This window comes from Paenibacillus nasutitermitis, assembly GCF_014641075.1.
GTDB classification, from domain to species: domain Bacteria; phylum Bacillota; class Bacilli; order Paenibacillales; family Paenibacillaceae; genus Paenibacillus_Z; species Paenibacillus_Z nasutitermitis.
In genome coordinates this window covers 259,097-275,100 of record NZ_BMHP01000003.1, presented here as the reverse complement: position 1 = coordinate 275,100, position 16,004 = coordinate 259,097, and the positions used below count along the sequence as shown (strand labels likewise).

The following is a 16,004-nucleotide window of genomic DNA, read 5'->3' as shown; positions in this document are numbered from 1 at the left end:
GGGATCGGGTCCCACGGGCAGTTATGTTCGACCAGGCTACCTTAATCCTCTTTGCAAATGAAAAAAGGATCAACCAGAAAGAACTGGTTGATCTCATAATACGAACGGGCAGTTTAGCGCAGGAAAATTTACATAAAGAGGATATTACTCACTTGTATATTAAGGGAAGAAGCTATTATAAGTTGGTTTTTCCCGCTGCTGCTCGTTGATGTTGTCACCGCTCAAATAGCTCGATTTAGAATTAAACTGTGGAGAAACAGAAAAAACGTCGATTTTTCACAATACTCCTGATGTTGTTCTATGTTAGATGTCATCGCTTGATCAGAAGACTATGCCAGTCACTGTCCCACGTGATGGAATCTGGCTCCGCCTTGCCCTCACATTGGAGGGAACGGTACGCCGCAGTTCTTATGCCAGGCAAATCCTTTGCTCGCAGCAATTTAACGTCGCGCGAACGTGCTGGACTCTTGCCGATTTGAATTTTCTGCGATTTGTACTACAGCTGATTTACAATACACAAGGTCAAATCCGTATGAGTGCACTTGCCACAGAGTGCATTCTCTCATTGCGTCAATTTGAACGACGATTTAAGCAGCGCATAGGCGTGTCGCCCAAGGTGTTCGCACGTTTCCTTCGTTTCGAGGCATTGCTTACCTCATTGTTACAAGAGCCAGCGACTTCTCTCGCTGAGGTCTCTTCCCATCTTGGCTATCCTGATCAAGCCCATGTCATCCATGAATTCAAGACATGGGCGGGATGCACGCCAGCGGCATTTCTCGTACGAGCCAAACAGCGGGAGATACGAGGGCCTATCGTTCCCGACCCTCGATATGTATTTGTGCCCTTATATATTATCTAAAAAAGAAGAGGAGCAGAAAAAGTAGGTCTCACACAGAGCAATCAATTCAACTTCCCTGGAATGGTATTCACCACATTGCCTTGAATACAGCGGATCTGGATGCGACTATTGGCTTCTACCGGGACGTGGCAGGCATTGTCTCATTTTCTTCAAACCAAAAGACGGCAACGAATGCGGCTTCCATTTCTTTGAACGCCCGATAGAAAAAACAACGCTCGGCGCTTCAGACACTCACCCACAGAGTTTCGTCCCTCATGTTGCCCTGCGGCTTCCAGATGAAACTACCGCACACGCCTTACGTGAGCGTTTGAGCAATGCTCATGTCTCCATTACAGATATTCCTGAGCTTGGATCATTTGTGTTTTTTGACAACAATCATTTGTGCTTAGAAGTCCTCTGGCCCAAGGGTGAAAGTGTCTCTTAGTGAAGAGGCTTTGGTAGTTTTGCGATCGTACCGATGGCATACATAGCGAAAAGGGGCAGCGCCGGTAGACAGAAATGGCACAAAAGCGTGGGGGCAGCGACGTACGGGATACGATAACATAATTACGACAGGTTGGTGCACCACTAGGTGTCCTGATAAGCTAACAGAGAACGTTCAATAAAGCAGCAGCAGTCTAGGACTTTATTTTCTCAGTCCATGGCTGCTGCTGTTTCGTTTTTGGGGTTAGTCTAATACTTTATTTTCTCAGAACATTTGGAGCAAGCAGGCGATTCAAGAGTTAGTCAAGGAGCATAAATTCCAGTATTGCGGCATGCTACCCGAAAACCGATATTCAAAAGTGCATCGTCCACCAGATTCGGAACTCGGTCCGTTACGTGTCATACAAGGACCTAAAGCGAGTCACGGTGGATCTGAAGCCCATATACAAAGCTGCTACGGAAGAGGCGGCCTTGCTGGAGCTGGATCGATTTGAGGAGATGTGGGGCCAGAAGTATCCCTTGATCGTGAAGTCCTGGCGTCAGAACTGGGACGAGCTGTCCACGTTCTTCATGTATCCGCCGGAACTGCGCAAGATGATCTACACCACCAATATGATCGAGGGCTACCACCGCCAGCTGCGCAAGGTGACCAAAGGCAAAAGCATTTTCCCGACCGATGATGCACTGTTGAAAATGCTGTATCTAGCCGCCATGGATGTGGTGCGCAAATGGACGGGACGCGTGCAGAACTGGGGACAGATCCTGCTGCAATTAACCGTATGTTATCCAGACCGCATACATGTACGCTAAAGTGGCTTGAGGTGGAGGGGGCGGGTCTGGTAGGCTGATGCCCGGCGCGACAGTTACTAGATTCTGGTTTCAAAGATTACAAAAAGTATAAAGACAAATTAATCAAATAGTATCGATTTATCCCTTTACCTTTTTTAATTTATTCCACTCCATTTTCTAGAATTGTGAAAGTCCTCTTACTACAATTAATTTCTGCCATTGCGCCATATGGTAAAATAAACTTCGGTTCAGTATGACCAAAATTCAGGTTATAAAGAATAGGCAAATCCTCCAAATCAAATTCCTTCATGACTTTTTGAATTTCTTCTTTATACTCTTCGTAATACTTCTCATCTTGTGGTTTACCAAAAATGATTCCATTTGCTTTTTGTAGAATGCCTTGTGCAGCATAATTTCGTAACCAATACTTGATAAGGTCTGGTTCTGGCATTTCTTCAGATGTTTCAAAGAAAAGAATGCTATTCTCCCAATATTTTTTCTCAGGCCAAAGGTCCGTTCCTTTTACGAACTCCAGTATTTCAATACAACCTCCAATCAAACGTCCTTGTACGATATCTGAGCCTTGAAGTAGTTCATATTCAGTATTCTGTTGCATAGTACGCCGTTGATTCTTGTTAGATTCTATCCATTCTAAACGCTCACTCGTCCATTCTTTAGCAGGTTGAATTTCACCAATAATCTCATTTGAAAAGACCGTTCGATTCACCATTTCAATCGTATATGGATCCATCCCAATGTTTTCAGCAAAATCTGTTAAAATTGCCGGACCGTAAAAAGAAGAAATTCCTGCTTTATGACAAAATAAATGTGAAACAGTCACATCAGAGTAACCCATAAAAATTTTGGGGTTTTCACGTATAACATCAAAATCAATATAAGGAAGAAGGCGAATACTATCTTCTCCACCAATATTTGCAAAGATTCCTTTAATAGTTTTATCTTTAAATGCCGTCATCAAATCTTCCGCACGAGCTTGTGGGTTCTCATAAATATAATCTGACCCTTTCAAACTATTCGGCATCGATACAACCACAAGACCAAAAACTTCTTCTAATCTCTTTATTCCTTGTTCATAACGCCATCTAATTCCAGGATCACCTGCCCCTCCCCAAGAAGGACTTACTGTTGCAACACAATCTCCCGGATGCAATTTTTTTGGCTTAATTAACACATTAACTCCCACCCTTATATAAGCTCACGATTAACTTCGACTATACGACCCGTATAGTTGAAAAACATAACACATGATTTTAATTTCTACATGAATTTCGCTTCATATACTAGTAAAATTGAAGAATGATTAAAAATACTTTAGTTGTAGATATCTTTTCCCGATACATACTTATCTAATGCAGTAATAATTGTTTCTAATCGGTGTTTTTTTAACAATAAAGTTTGGATATGTTTTTTTAAAAATAGTTGTTGTTCTTCTTTCGTAAGATTCAAAATACCCTTAATTTCCTTGAGAAGGAAGTTCATCTCTTTTAAAAACAAAATCATTTGTAATTTTGCTAAACTATTTCTATCGTAGAGTCGATAACCATTTTCCGTAAGGTAAGTTTTGCTAATTCATCACCGTAAAGATACGGCCCCAAATTCTCAAAGCCACTTAGTTGTGATTTTTCCTTGAGCACAGGTTTAATAGGCTTATTCAGCGTTTCCATATCTGTTTTCGATACCCAATGTCCGAGCAGCTCCTCCCCAAAAATAGAAGTAGCAAAGTTTTCGAAACCCTTCACTAACAATTAATTCACCTAATGTAACGGCGAAATGATCCCATTGAATAAATTGATAGCGCACATTATGATTACACTCATGAGCTAAAGCTGCGAAGGTTCACGCCATGCTCTGTAAATAAGGAAAAGCTTTTCTTAACGGGCCTAGAGAGAGGGTAAACCAGCAACCATGTTACAAAGTGCACTTCGCCCAAGAAAATGAAATTTATCGGCAGGTCTACTGGGGAATCCTAACTATCCTTTTTCCTTCGTTGTTCTGCCAGCTTTTCTATCATATTTATCGCCTGATCTTCTTGCATCGTATTCTTAATATAGTTTTCTATAAATTCTTCTGCCTCTGGATCACCGCTTTTAAGGATTGCTTTTGATGCTTCCTCTAAATCATAAGAAGTATATTTTAATTCGAATCCATTTTCATCGATAAGTGCCCAATATGCACCTGGATTTCCAGTATAAGGCATGCCAACACTACCAGGATTAATAATCTGCTTATCGTCTATTTTCCGGACAAATGGAAGATGTGTATGTCCACAAAAAATAAAAGGTTGCTCTACAGAGTGAAAAAGCGTTTTTACATGTTCATCTGGGGTTAGAGGAGTGAAAATTTCCTCATCACTATGTGGTGTTGCATGGCAAAAGAGAATTTCACCCAATCCATTTGCAGTTAGCACCTTCGTTTCGGGTAAACTAGCCAAAAATTGTCGATCAGATGAAGTTAATTGTTTAGCAACCCACTTTTGTTTCTCGATTCCTTTTTTATCTAAAAAGGGAATCGTCTTCCCTTCTAATACCTCCGCCACTTCTCGTTCTCCATTTCCACGAATCATCTGAACATTACCTGTAAAATTTCTTAGTGTTTGCAATGTCTGTAGTGGCATAGGTCCTGAAACAATATCTCCTCCAATAAAGAGGATATCAGGTTCGATAGATTCTAATTCTTTAAGTACAGCATGAAGAGCTGGATAATTTCCATGAATATCATATAAAGCTGCTATCTTCATATTTGTCATCCTTTCGTTGAAAAAGATTGAATAAATCCATTTTACCAACAAAGATTCAATTTTTCAAAAATGCCGAGGACACATAAGTATACAAGCAAGAACACAGAAGCCACGATATAAAGAAGCAGAACGATCATATCGGCCTAGTGACAGGATTCCTACCATAGACCGAAGGGTTATTCCCTGAATATGTAAAAACTACCCCCTTTCTTAAAGCCAGTTCAACTTATCTAGCATTGTTTTCCGAATAAAGGGAACCTACAAAAAGCAAATGTAGAAATGGCCAATCATACTATCTACTACTTTTGATTCACCCATTTGAAAACTAATATTTTTTCACTCTAATATGAACGTCCCTCCTCCAACAACGCCGCGGAATGTCATCGCATACGAGGGTTGATCCGCTTCTCACCACTCCGCAGGTCAGGTGCCATCCAGAGGTTGAGTTTGACAGTCTTCGAATCGCTCCTCACCAGCGTGTACTCCCATTGGAAGGTGAATTGGCATGATTGAAAAACGCGTATCTGCAAAAAAGAAAGCCCGGGAGCTGGCGAAGTACATTCGCTCAGAACGACCGGACTATGCTTACTTAAAGAGTTTGTTTCAACATTTAAGAAGTGAGCTTGAAATTGAAGTTCCTAAATCAAATAAAAAGCTGCCTAACGTACCTGCAGAGGAAGAATTAAAAAGATACTATGAATTGGTTTGGAAGGCCAAGAATTTTCAAGACATGATGATTGTGAAGACCCTCATGTATACAGGTGCCCGGGTCAGTGAGTTAATCAGCATTAAGCTGGCGGACATCGATTTTCATTACTGTCAGATCCGGATCAACAAAGGAAAGGGCAGCAAAGACCGCATTGTTCTTTTCCTCAAACTTTCAAAGAGCTAATAGCCATGCACACTGATTCGATGAAAAAGAAGCAAGCGGCCTATCTGAGGTAATACCAGCATCATATAACTGGATTAGGCGCGAATCCAATCCAGCTTATCGGAACTTATTCGGTTGGTTTGAGTATTAACGCAACGCTTTTAATGCACCACTCCAAGCGATGACTTGATCGAACAGCGTGTTGACGGCTGCTTCCTGACGTGGTGCCGGTTTCAGAATGCTGTGGTTTTCAAAATCAGTAAAGAGCGATAGGCTCACCTGAGCACTTACGTCAGCAACATGCAGCCCACCCAAGATGAGTCTCAGGATTTCTGCTGCTCGAGCCCCACCTGTGCCGCCACCATAGCTGACAATGCCTGCCGCCTTATCTTTCCATTCATTAAATAAAAAGTCAATGCCGTTTTTGAGCGCTCCGGAGATGGCATGATTATACTCGGGAGTCACGAAAACATAGCCATCGTACGAATTAATTGCTTCGGACCAAGCCAACGTATGCGGCTTCGTATATTGACCCAATATTGGCGGCTTTGGTTCATCATATAGCGGCAAATTGAAATCTGCAAGATCCACAATTTCGTATACAGCATCGCTGCGTTTTTGTGCTATGTCGTGTACCCACTGAGCGACTGTTTCACCTCTACGTCCTGGGCGCGTGCTGCCAATTATGATTGCGATTTTTAGCATTTAATCTCCTCCAATATGTTGGGGTGCCGTGTGGCATTTCGATGTTTTAACTATTGTCTTCGTTAGCGTAATGATATCAATCTGAGTGGTGCGGTTTGCAGCCACTGAATAGTTAAGATTAATTCGTAAAGGTCATTCTTTGGCTTGTGAATTCTTCCCCTCATGATAATCTTCCCATAGTGGGCCGATGTATTTTTCTAATGTTTTTACGACGTCATCTCTGCGGCTCTTCTCGACATTTTTAGTGTCATTTGAAACATCATTTCTAATTCGTATGAGCACGAATAAAGGGGGTAATGCGGCCTCACGGAGAGCCTTAATCATGTTTTCTTCTTGTGGAGTAATATCCATAACGTATCTTATTTCCTTTCCAGTAGATTTCTGCTCGAGATAATTTCATTATAAACCCTGACCTTAGTGTTAGGGTCAAGAGGAAGTAAGCTATTCAACTTCCTGCCCGTCCCCATTAATAAACTGGGAACTGGACGAATTAATCGAGCATTTTACGATCCTACCGAACGAGATGAGGTTGATCGAGAACAAGAAAGGGGAAACCAGGCTTGGATTTGCCGTGCTACTCAAGTTTTTTCAAAATGAAGCCCGTTTCTATTTTCGTTCTAATAACGACGTTCATCGTCCGGTTATCCTCGCACTTGAACTAATCAAGAAATACAATCAAACGGGAATGCACTATTTTCCCTTAACCGACGAAATTCCGATCAATGGGGTGATCCGCAATAACTACAAAGAAATTATCATCGAAAAAGATGAAAAGGGACAAGAAAGAGTAAACAGGATCAACTATGAAATCAGCGTCTTACAAATGCTCCGGGATAAGTTACGGTGTAAAGAAATATGGGCGTCTGGAGCGAACAGGTATCGGAATCCTGATGAGGACCTTCCGGTTGAAGGTTCTCATTTCCAACGTGCGACTTACGGGGGAGCGTGGTATCATTTAGGACACAGGGTTCTACGACAGACATAAGGGGGTACTGAATTGAATTGGGAACCACAAAAACTGTTACGCAAATCCGCCTTTCGCAAGCATCTCATATTATTCTTTCTGACAATTCTCATTCCGGCAGTTCTATTCCTCTCCTTTAACTTGTACCGCTCATCCAATCAATTAAGAGGTGAAATGGAGAGGACTTCGGCAAACCGGCTGGACCGTATTGGGCGCAACATAGACAGTTTAAGCGACAATGTGAGCCAACTGTCGACTCAGCTTTCCTTAACCCCTTCCATTAACGATCTGTTAAAACGCCCCTATGATCTATCGATATACGATTATTCGGTCATTAAAGAGCAGCTTAGGGGGTGGACAACGTCCAACTCCATCTTCCATTCCCTGGCGCTGCATGTTTACCAGAATGATAAAATACTTACGACAAGCGAAGGGCTGTACAACACCTCCGACTATTATGACAGCGCTTTTATTACGGGTCTAAGGGAAGAGGCGAAGGAACGGCATAGCTCATGGACGGGCATCCGTACGGTGAAAGGGAGCGCAGGCACACCGGATGAGGAGATGTTGACCTTCGCCCGGTCGGTTCCCGCAACCTTGCAAACGCCTCTGGGCATGCTCATCATCGACATTCAGAAGGACAGCTTTATGCAAGCCATTCTTAATTTCCCAGAGGGTACGGCGGAGCCTACTGTAGTGCTTGATCCCTGGGGAAAGCTCGTTTCCGGTTCGATAGATGGGCTGGATACCGAAGGATTGGTCCGGCAATTGAAGCTGGGGGAGCTGCGGACGGATGTCATGACTGCGGCTGGCGGCCCCTATTTTGTGACGGCGCGCAAAGGGGAGGTGTATGGCTGGACATTGCTGCAGTTAACGCCGTACGGTGACTACAGCGCACAGATGAAGAAGGCCGCAAGCCAAGCGCTGTTTATTTTATTTCTGATTTTGCTTGCCGGGCTAGGCGTATCCTATTTGTTTGCCTCTATCCTTTACGATCCGTGGAAACGAATGGCGGAGCGGCTGAAGGAATTTGTGATCCGTCCGTTCGACACGGGCAAGATCGATGCCTTTAACCTTGTGGACGATGCTATCGGCCATCTGATTACAACGGTAAGGCAGAATGAGCCGATCATCCGGGATCATTTGGTGCAGGAACTTCTGCATAATCGTCTGCCTGGCGATCACGATGTTCTCGAACAATTTGCCCAGACTGGGCTTCGCTTCAAGCACAAGAATTTCCTTGTCCTTCTTCTTGTCGCGCAAACCAATTCCCGGGAAGACGAACAAGGGAGCAGTGTTTATTTGTACAGCCTGGCTGAGGACATGCTGACCTCCCAATTCCCGGTAGCGGGGTCTATCCTGGATCGGGGCATGTTCGGCTTTATTCTGAATGTGAATACGCCGGAGCTTCAGCCTGCGGATCAGGAGAGTTTGGAGCGGTGCTGCCGCCAAATTCAAGAGGAAACCCAAGGACGCTGGTCGGTGTGGCTGCATGTGGTGGTCGGAGGCATCCGGTCTGTGGAGAAGGTGCACGAAGCCTATGAGCTGGCGCGCCGGGCCGTCACGTACAAAGCATTTCTGGCAAGCTCTGATTTGGTTTATGCAGATGGAACCCGGGAAGAGCTGCAGTTTGACTACCCGGCCTCCTACCAGAAGCTGTTTCTTAACACGATATTGGCAGGGGACAAGCAGGCCGCCGAAGAATTAGTGACCCAGCTGTTCGAGAAATACATTCATCAGAATCGCTATGCGCTGCCCAAACTGCAGCAGATGTTCGTGATGCTCATGAGCCATATGCTCGGTTCGCTTGTCCAGGAAGGTTATGATATTGGAGAGCTGATGGATGAAGTGAGCTTGCTGAATTTGCAAAAATACAGAGACAGCTCCGAGCTGCAGTCCTATATTCGCTCGACCATCGGCCTCATGATGGATTATGTTCATGAGGTTCGGAACGAAAGAAGCTCTCCGCCATATATACGGGAAGCCATGCTGTATATGGAACAGCATTATGAACGCAATATCGCCATCTCGGATGTTGCCGAAGTCGTCGGAATCAGCAGCGGACATCTGGGCCGGCTGTTCAAAGCGGAAACAGGCAAACCTCCGCTGGAATATTTGACTGAATACCGTTTGCAGCAGGGCAAGAAACTGCTATTGGATGCCAGTAGATCACTACAAACCATCAGCGAGGCGATCGGCTACAACGACGTGCATACCTTTATCCGGTATTTTAAAAAATATGAGGGGATTACCCCCGGCGAATACCGCAAAAAGATTATGTAGCTTCTGCGATACGCATGTAAACTTTTGAACATACCGGAAAGAAAGCGTTTTTTTCCCCATTCTGATCGCAGAGTGGGGATTTATTGTTTTTAAGAAGCGATTAGAATGAAAGCGTGACCAAATTGTTGTGCACAGGAATAACCAAAAGAAAAGGAGGGTGGGATATGAACGGATTACCTTCGGTCCCTGCAGCCAAGTCCAAGCCGCTATCCGGATTAGGGCTGCATTGGAAAGAATGGAGGAAGCACAAGTACTATTTTGTTCTTCTGCTGCCAGGTTTGCTGTACTTCGCTTTATTCCATTACTGGCCTATGGCCGGAATCACGATCGCGTTCAAAGATTTTCGCTTGCTGGATGGAATCTCGGGAAGTCCATGGGTTGGACTGAAATGGTTCCGCATCTTATTTGAGGCTCCCGATTTCTGGACCGCGCTTCAGAACACGATTATTATCAGCTTCTATAAACTCATTATTAATTTTCCGGCCCCGATTCTTCTCGCATTGCTGCTAAATGAGGTATACAATTCGACCTTCAAGCGCATTGTGCAGACAATCGTGTACTTTCCGCATTTCCTGTCCTGGGTCATCCTGGGCGGAATCTTGTTCTCGCTGTTCTCTTCAGATTCCGGCCTGATCAGCTTCCTGGGGATGAAAACATCGCCGCTGATGGACCCTGGCTCGTTCCGCAGCTTTCTCGTCCTCAGCGAGATGTGGAAGGAGATGGGATGGGGGACAATCATTTATCTGGCTGCCATCTCGGGCATCAATCCGGAGCTGTACGAAGCGGCCCGAATAGATGGAGCCAGCAGGCTGCATCTGGTCAGGCATATTACATTGCCATGCATAGCCAGCACGATTGTCATTCTGTTGATTTTACGTACAGGGCAAATTCTGCATGTGGGCTTCGAGCAAATTTTCATCTTATACAATCCGCTTGTCTTCGAGGTTTCTGACGTCCTGGACACGTATGTGTACCGGCTCGGTTTAACGATGGGGAGATATTCCTTCGCTACGGCTGCCGGGTTATTCCAATCCTTCGTAGGCTTGTTGCTGCTGCTCGTCACCAATTGGGTGGCCAGACGTATGGGCGAACGCGGAATATGGTGAGGTGCTTATGAATAAAACATGGTCTTCCAGACTGTTTGATGCGGGGAACGGAATGTTCCTTATCCTGCTGAGTGTCATTACTCTTTATCCCTTGTGGCATGAAATTTCGCTTTCGCTAAGTTCAAAGGCAGAGGCGCTGCAGGGAGGGTTCTTCTTCTGGCCCCGTGCGTTCACCATGCAGGCGTACACCAGTGTATTGACCTCGGACTACATTTGGGTCGCTTACGGAAACACGATTTTCGTAACCGTTGCGGGTACGGTGCTATCGTTGCTCGTCACGTCGAGTATGGCATACCCACTCGCCAAGAAAACACTGCCATGGAAAAATGTATGGCTGAGCATTGTTGTCTTTACGATGATATTCAGTGGAGGCATGATTCCCGTATATTTGGTCGTAAAGCAGCTTGGTTTGCTGAATACCTTGTGGGCACTTGTGCTTCCTAACCTGGTCACCGCTTTTAATGTTATTATTGTCATTAACTTTATCCGTGGAATACCAGAAGAGGTTGAGGAATCCGCCATGATCGACGGTGCTAATCCAATCCGTATCTATTTTTCCATTATCGTGCCTTTATGCAAACCTGTGTTGGCTACGCTTGCACTTTGGATTGCAGTCGGGCAATGGAATAATTTCTTTCAGGCTCTTATTTATTTGAATGACAAAGCGCTGACGACGCTGCCCTTGCTGATCAGACAAATAATCGCAGGCCAGCAGCTCGCCGAGGAGACAGGACAATTAGCGGATTCATCCACCGAATCGGTCATTGCGGCCACGATTATCCTCTCTATCATTCCCATATTGGCGGTTTATCCGTTCCTGCAGCGGTATTTTGTCAAAGGTGTCATGCTTGGTTCCGTAAAATCTTAATGTGTAATCTTCGATATCACCCAGGGAGGTCTTGATATGTCAAAGAAGTGGAAAAAGTCATCTGTTGCAGCTGGTATTTTGATTCTGACCGTAATCGCTTCCGCTTGCGGAAATTCGAATAATACGGGCAAGGAGGCTGGAAACCAGTCGGCCGATGATAAGACTGTAACCTATAAGTTTCTGCGCAGCAGCGGGATTGCCGAATACCCGGTAGATGGCGGCGAAGCAAGAAAAGTCATTACAGAAGCTGCCTCAAAAGCCGGTGTGAAGGGCGTGGACTTTATCGCGCAGCAGGCTCCCGGGGACGATTATCAGACGAAGCTCAACCTGCTCGCATCCTCGAATGATCTGCCGGACTTCTTTGATATCGACGCGTTGACACTAAGCCGGTTTGTGGATCAGGGGCTGGTGCAGCCCATTGATGAGTATTTGAAGGCTGCTCCTCACCTGATGGAGCTGATTCCCGAGTTTTATTGGGATCAAGTCACCTTCGATGGCAAAATCTATGCGCTGCCTAATGGCATGAGATCGGAAGCTTTCAACAGCCCGAACGTCACGTCGGTTCTGGTGCGTCAGGATTGGCTCGATGCGGTCGGTTTAAAAGAACCTGCTACCCTGGATGAGCTGCATGAGGTTCTGAAGGCTTTCGTTACGAAAGATCCCGATAAGAATGGCAAAAATGACACCCAAGGTTTAAGCGGTACCAAGCTTTCGCGCTTTAATTCGATCTTCGGAGCGTATGGCATCATTCCGAATTTCTGGATGGAGCGGGACGGTCAGATTCAGAAAGGCTTTACGCTGCCGGAAACGAAGCAGGTGCTTGCTTTGCTCCAGCAATGGTACAAGGAAGGCTTGATCGATCCGGATTTCCCGGTCATGGAGACGAAGCAACTGAATGAGAAAATTATTAACTCCAAAGTCGGTTTTTTTGAAAATGACGCCTTTCTGGTTGACCCTAAAGCAAATCCGACTCCCGAGGCATTAAACAAGACCACTCCGACCTCCAAGCTGTCTCTCATCGCGCCTCCCATAGGGCCGGACGGCAAGTCGGGAAATCCCGAGACGAATGCGGTAGCATCCGCTCCGCTGCGCGCTTTGTCCGTGAACGCACAGGACCCCGAGAAGCTGTTCCGTTTCCTGGATTGGATGGTTGATAGCGGCGAAGGGGGAGGTTTCGACCTGGCGCTGTATGGCATTGAAGGAACCGACTATACGTTTGACAAAGAGAAGAATCTGATCACCCAATCAACGAGCTATGCCGATCTGTACAAGAAAGGTTATAATAACCCCATACGGATGGCGTTTATTATTGACAGAAGGTGGACGACTCAGGAAGTTCGGACCGGCATCGAAACCGCATCGAAGTCGATCATATCGAATGCTTTATGGAGGACGGTTCCGGCTGAGCTTGACTACCCGGATCTCGAAACCAAGCTGTGGGCTGAATATTTCGTGAAAATCGTCACTGGCGTATGGCCAGTCGATAAGTTTGACGAGTTCGTGAAAAAGTACAAGCAGCAGGGCGGACAGGAAATCCAGGAACAAGCCAACACCGAATGGAAAAAAAAGAAATAAGCGAAGTAACGTAAGCAGACGAACGCTTGCGCATGCTGTTCTACCAAGCATCCGCAAGCGTCAGGTTGATGGAGGAGGTCTTCCTATTGAAACCGAATATATTATTCATTACCGTGGACCAAATGCGGGGCGACTGCTTAAGCGCTCTTGGTCACCCGGTCGTGCAGACACCGAATCTGGACAAGCTGGCGGCAGACGGCGTGTTGTTCCGGAATGCGTATTCCGCGACGCCAACCTGTATTCCCGCGCGGGCCGCGCTCCTGACAGGGATGAGCCAGCGCTCCCATGGACGGGTAGGATATGAGGAACACATTCCCTGGACGTACGAGCATACGCTGCCCGGTGAACTGGCCAAGTCCGGATACCATACGCAGTGTATCGGAAAGATGCACGTGTACCCGACCCGCAGCTTATGCGGCTATCATAATGTGGTGCTGCACGATGGCTACATGCATTACAACCGGTACAACGACCGCACGGCGCATGCGGAGCATTTCAGCGAATGCGATGATTATTTGAACGGGATCAGGAACACGGAGAACGTTACATACGATCTGATGGACAACGGTCTCGACTGCAATGCCTCAACGGTTGCCCTGCCTTGGCATCTTCCGGAGCGGCTGCATCCGACGAACTGGGCGGTAACCCAGTCGATTGATTTCCTGCGCAGACGCGATCCGGGCAAGCCGTTCTTCCTGTGTACCTCCTTTGTGCGTCCGCATCCGCCTTTCGATCCGCCGCAGGCCTACTTCGATATGTATCTCCATGAAGATATGCCGGATTCGCCCGTGGGCAGCTGGGTCAATGAGCAGAGAGCCCAGGAGGGATCGAATGATCCCACGACTGCATTCGGCCGGATTCCGAAGAAACGCATGGACCGGGCGAAGGCGGCGTATTACGCGCTTATTACCCATCTGGACTTTCAGATCGGCCGGCTACTGAATGCACTGAACGAGTATGGCGTGCTGCGCAATACGGTAGTCGTGTTCACCTCTGATCATGGCGAAATGCTGGGCGACCACCATTTTTTCCGCAAATCGCTTGCCTACGAGGGCAGCGTGAAAGTGCCCTTGATCGTGGCGGATTATACGGGCCGGTTGGGACTTAACCGGGGTGCGCAGGATGAGAGGGTCGTCGAGCTGCGCGACATCATGCCAACGCTGCTCGATGCAGCCGGAACGGATGTGCCAGACACGGTGGAAGGACAGAGCCTGCTGCCGCTGTGCCGTGCGGAAGCTGATGTTCCGTGGCGCGAGTATGTGCATGGGGAGCATGCTTACGGCGAATGGTCCCATCACTATGTCACAGACGGACGGGAGAAATACATCTGGTATTCGCAGACCGGCGAAGAGCAGCTGTTTGACCTGACTGCCGATCCCGCAGAATTGTTGAATAAGGCGGATGACCCAGCCTGGTTACCGTCATTGCAAGGCTTTCGGGAGCGGCTAGTACAGGAGCTTGCGGGCCGGGAGGAAGGTTATGTTGAAGAGGATAAACTCGTGGTCGGACGTAAGCCGAGGACGGTGCTCCGTCATCTCGTGAAGCTACAGTAAGATGCGAAAGACCTTCTCGATTCCAAACAGGGCACCCGGCAGGGCAATGTCATTAAGATAAGGCGTAGGCCCATAAATCAAGAAAAAGAGCTGGCTATCGAAGATAGCCAGCTCTTTTTTTGCACGAAAAAAGAAAAAAAGACTTGACAAGCAGATAGAAAGGTGTGGCGAAGCCCCTTGAAAAACGAGGAGGTTACGCCATTGAGTGAGTACGCACATTCACTAAAAGAAACGCTGACATCCCTCATACGAGAAATGGCAGCTGCACCCGCATCTTTTGTCAAAAACCCTGAAAAAGATTTTACCCGCAAGAAAAAGTTGCCCTTTGAAACGGTTATGCAACTCCTAATCTCCATGGGAGGCAACAGCCTCTATAAGGAACTTTTGGAATCGCAGGGCTATGACGTGAACACCGCAACCACTTCTGCTTTTGTCCAGCAACGGAATAAAATTCTGCCGTCTGCTGTGGAATTCTTGTTTCACGCATTTACGCAATCGTATACGGCGATCAAGGACTATCGTGGGTATCGATTACTTGCTGTTGACGGTTCGGATTTGCATATCGCAACGGACCCTGCGCACACGAGGCGATGGACCCCCGCTCAATGTTGAAGCGCTGTTCGCAAGAACATTTTGCCGATTCGACCCATTCACCCCGGGCAGAAGAATACGCGCAAAATCCGCTGGAGATCAGTCGTTAGCTTCGTCTATAGAGTAGCATAATTCGGTTCACAAGAACATTTTTTAAGCGGGTCGTCCATCCGCTTTGTTTGCTATACGCTTTTTTCCTTGCTTGCCCCAGAAAACAAACGGCACAGGACTTTTTCCCATGCCGTTTCCTGGAAGGCAGTTGTGTCTCTGAATGGAAGAGGATTTCTTTCTTTCTTTGGTATACTGACAAGTAAATACCTGCAGAAAGTCACCATACCACCCATTAAAGGGCTAGATATCGCCATCTAAGAGGCTTTGTCTTCGATAGCGTCCGCGTTTTCTTACATCCGAACGTACTCTCGAATCACATCTGTACTGATTCCGACGGTACTGACACAGACACAGATCCTCGTACCCATAGGTGTCGTCTGCTCCTGTGTTTCATTTGCGGAAATCGATCAAATACCATGAACGCGCTCTTCTCCTTCAGGTATCCAATGACGAAGGAAAAAGCCGAGATTCCAGAACTGCAATTTATAGGTGTTTATGGGTAAGGGTAACTAATTTCGGGTAATCTGCGTCTGTGGAGATAGGAAACG

At 46.4% G+C, this 16,004-nt stretch carries 12 protein-coding genes and 4 pseudogenes; 10 read left to right on the top strand and 6 right to left on the bottom strand.

From position 1 onward, the window contains the following. The first annotated feature begins 307 nt into the window (after window positions 1-307). Both IEY46_RS37070 and IEY46_RS20335 read left to right on the top strand, forming a co-directional pair. Window positions 308-859 carry an AraC family transcriptional regulator gene (locus tag IEY46_RS37070; RefSeq protein WP_373288848.1) on the top strand — a complete coding sequence of 184 codons (552 nt, stop codon included), beginning with the start codon at window positions 308-310 and terminating at the stop codon, window positions 857-859. Between the two features lie 738 nt (window positions 860-1,597). After that, window positions 1,598-2,092: pseudogene (locus tag IEY46_RS20335) on the top strand (IS256 family transposase); the annotation flags it as partial. 139 nt (window positions 2,093-2,231) lie between these two features. Here the strand turns inward: IEY46_RS20335 and IEY46_RS20330 are convergent. From IEY46_RS20330 to IEY46_RS20315, 4 genes and pseudogenes are all read right to left on the bottom strand, one after another. Further along, entirely contained in the window at window positions 2,232-3,263 is a 1,032-nt protein-coding gene (locus tag IEY46_RS20330) for a S66 family peptidase (RefSeq protein WP_188994450.1), read from the bottom strand. 143 nt (window positions 3,264-3,406) lie between these two features. Further along, a pseudogene (locus IEY46_RS20325) lies at window positions 3,407-3,649 on the bottom strand (MerR family transcriptional regulator); the annotation flags it as partial. After that, a pseudogene (locus IEY46_RS20320) lies at window positions 3,649-3,922 on the bottom strand (DUF2268 domain-containing putative Zn-dependent protease); the annotation flags it as partial. The pseudogenes IEY46_RS20325 and IEY46_RS20320, both read right to left, overlap by 1 nt. Window positions 3,923-4,058: 136 nt before the next feature. Further along, window positions 4,059-4,829 carry a metallophosphoesterase family protein gene (locus IEY46_RS20315; protein WP_188994448.1) on the bottom strand — a complete coding sequence of 257 codons (771 nt, stop codon included), beginning with the start codon at window positions 4,827-4,829 and terminating at the stop codon, window positions 4,059-4,061. Window positions 4,830-5,334: 505 nt separating this feature from the next. Here IEY46_RS20315 and IEY46_RS20310 point away from each other — a divergent pair. Then, window positions 5,335-5,721 (top strand): tyrosine-type recombinase/integrase, encoded by a 387-nt coding sequence (locus tag IEY46_RS20310; RefSeq protein WP_229750426.1) that lies wholly within the window; start codon window positions 5,335-5,337, stop codon window positions 5,719-5,721. A gap of 126 nt (window positions 5,722-5,847) precedes the next feature. Here the strand turns inward: IEY46_RS20310 and IEY46_RS20305 are convergent, their stop codons facing one another. Together IEY46_RS20305 and IEY46_RS20300 are read right to left on the bottom strand one after the other, a co-directional pair. Then, window positions 5,848-6,405 carry an NADPH-dependent FMN reductase gene (locus IEY46_RS20305; RefSeq protein ID WP_188994446.1) on the bottom strand — a complete coding sequence of 186 codons (558 nt, stop codon included), beginning with the start codon at window positions 6,403-6,405 and terminating at the stop codon, window positions 5,848-5,850. 132 nt (window positions 6,406-6,537) lie between these two features. Further along, complete coding sequence (locus tag IEY46_RS20300) at window positions 6,538-6,756, bottom strand: hypothetical protein (protein ID WP_188994444.1); 219 nt, start codon at window positions 6,754-6,756, stop codon at window positions 6,538-6,540. Window positions 6,757-7,015: 259 nt separating this feature from the next. Here IEY46_RS20300 and IEY46_RS20295 point away from each other — a divergent pair. The 7 genes and pseudogenes from IEY46_RS20295 to IEY46_RS20265 form a co-directional block, all read left to right on the top strand. Further along, window positions 7,016-7,315, top strand: a pseudogene (locus IEY46_RS20295) (Tn3 family transposase); the annotation flags it as partial. An 87-nt stretch (window positions 7,316-7,402) separates the two neighbouring features. Then, window positions 7,403-9,652, top strand: a complete 2,250-nt coding sequence (locus IEY46_RS20290; RefSeq protein WP_188994440.1) for an AraC family transcriptional regulator — start codon at window positions 7,403-7,405, stop codon at window positions 9,650-9,652. A 164-nt stretch (window positions 9,653-9,816) separates the two neighbouring features. Next, window positions 9,817-10,758, top strand: a complete 942-nt coding sequence (locus IEY46_RS20285; protein WP_188994438.1) for an ABC transporter permease — start codon at window positions 9,817-9,819, stop codon at window positions 10,756-10,758. A 7-nt stretch (window positions 10,759-10,765) separates the two neighbouring features. Further along, entirely contained in the window at window positions 10,766-11,626 is an 861-nt protein-coding gene (locus IEY46_RS20280) for a carbohydrate ABC transporter permease (RefSeq protein ID WP_188994436.1), read from the top strand. A 36-nt stretch (window positions 11,627-11,662) separates the two neighbouring features. Then, a complete protein-coding gene (locus tag IEY46_RS20275; protein ID WP_188994434.1) occupies window positions 11,663-13,201 on the top strand; it encodes an extracellular solute-binding protein in 1,539 nt (512 codons plus the stop codon). An 86-nt stretch (window positions 13,202-13,287) separates the two neighbouring features. Continuing rightward, window positions 13,288-14,754 carry an arylsulfatase gene (locus IEY46_RS20270; protein WP_229750425.1) on the top strand — a complete coding sequence of 489 codons (1,467 nt, stop codon included), beginning with the start codon at window positions 13,288-13,290 and terminating at the stop codon, window positions 14,752-14,754. Between the two features lie 201 nt (window positions 14,755-14,955). Continuing rightward, window positions 14,956-15,366, top strand: a complete 411-nt coding sequence (locus tag IEY46_RS20265; RefSeq protein WP_188994431.1) for a hypothetical protein — start codon at window positions 14,956-14,958, stop codon at window positions 15,364-15,366. The last annotated feature ends 638 nt before the right edge of the window (window positions 15,367-16,004 follow it).

Coding starts and splice junctions, on each gene's coding strand:
- IEY46_RS37070 (WP_373288848.1), top strand. CDS start 308: ATGTCATCGCTTGATCAGAAGACTATGCCAGTCACTGTCCCACGTGAT.
- IEY46_RS20315 (WP_188994448.1), bottom strand. CDS start 4,829: ATGAAGATAGCAGCTTTATATGATATTCATGGAAATTATCCAGCTCTT.
- IEY46_RS20310 (WP_229750426.1), top strand. CDS start 5,335: ATGATTGAAAAACGCGTATCTGCAAAAAAGAAAGCCCGGGAGCTGGCG.
- IEY46_RS20305 (WP_188994446.1), bottom strand. CDS start 6,405: ATGCTAAAAATCGCAATCATAATTGGCAGCACGCGCCCAGGACGTAGA.
- IEY46_RS20300 (WP_188994444.1), bottom strand. CDS start 6,756: ATGGATATTACTCCACAAGAAGAAAACATGATTAAGGCTCTCCGTGAG.
- IEY46_RS20285 (WP_188994438.1), top strand. CDS start 9,817: ATGAACGGATTACCTTCGGTCCCTGCAGCCAAGTCCAAGCCGCTATCC.
- IEY46_RS20280 (WP_188994436.1), top strand. CDS start 10,766: ATGAATAAAACATGGTCTTCCAGACTGTTTGATGCGGGGAACGGAATG.
- IEY46_RS20275 (WP_188994434.1), top strand. CDS start 11,663: ATGTCAAAGAAGTGGAAAAAGTCATCTGTTGCAGCTGGTATTTTGATT.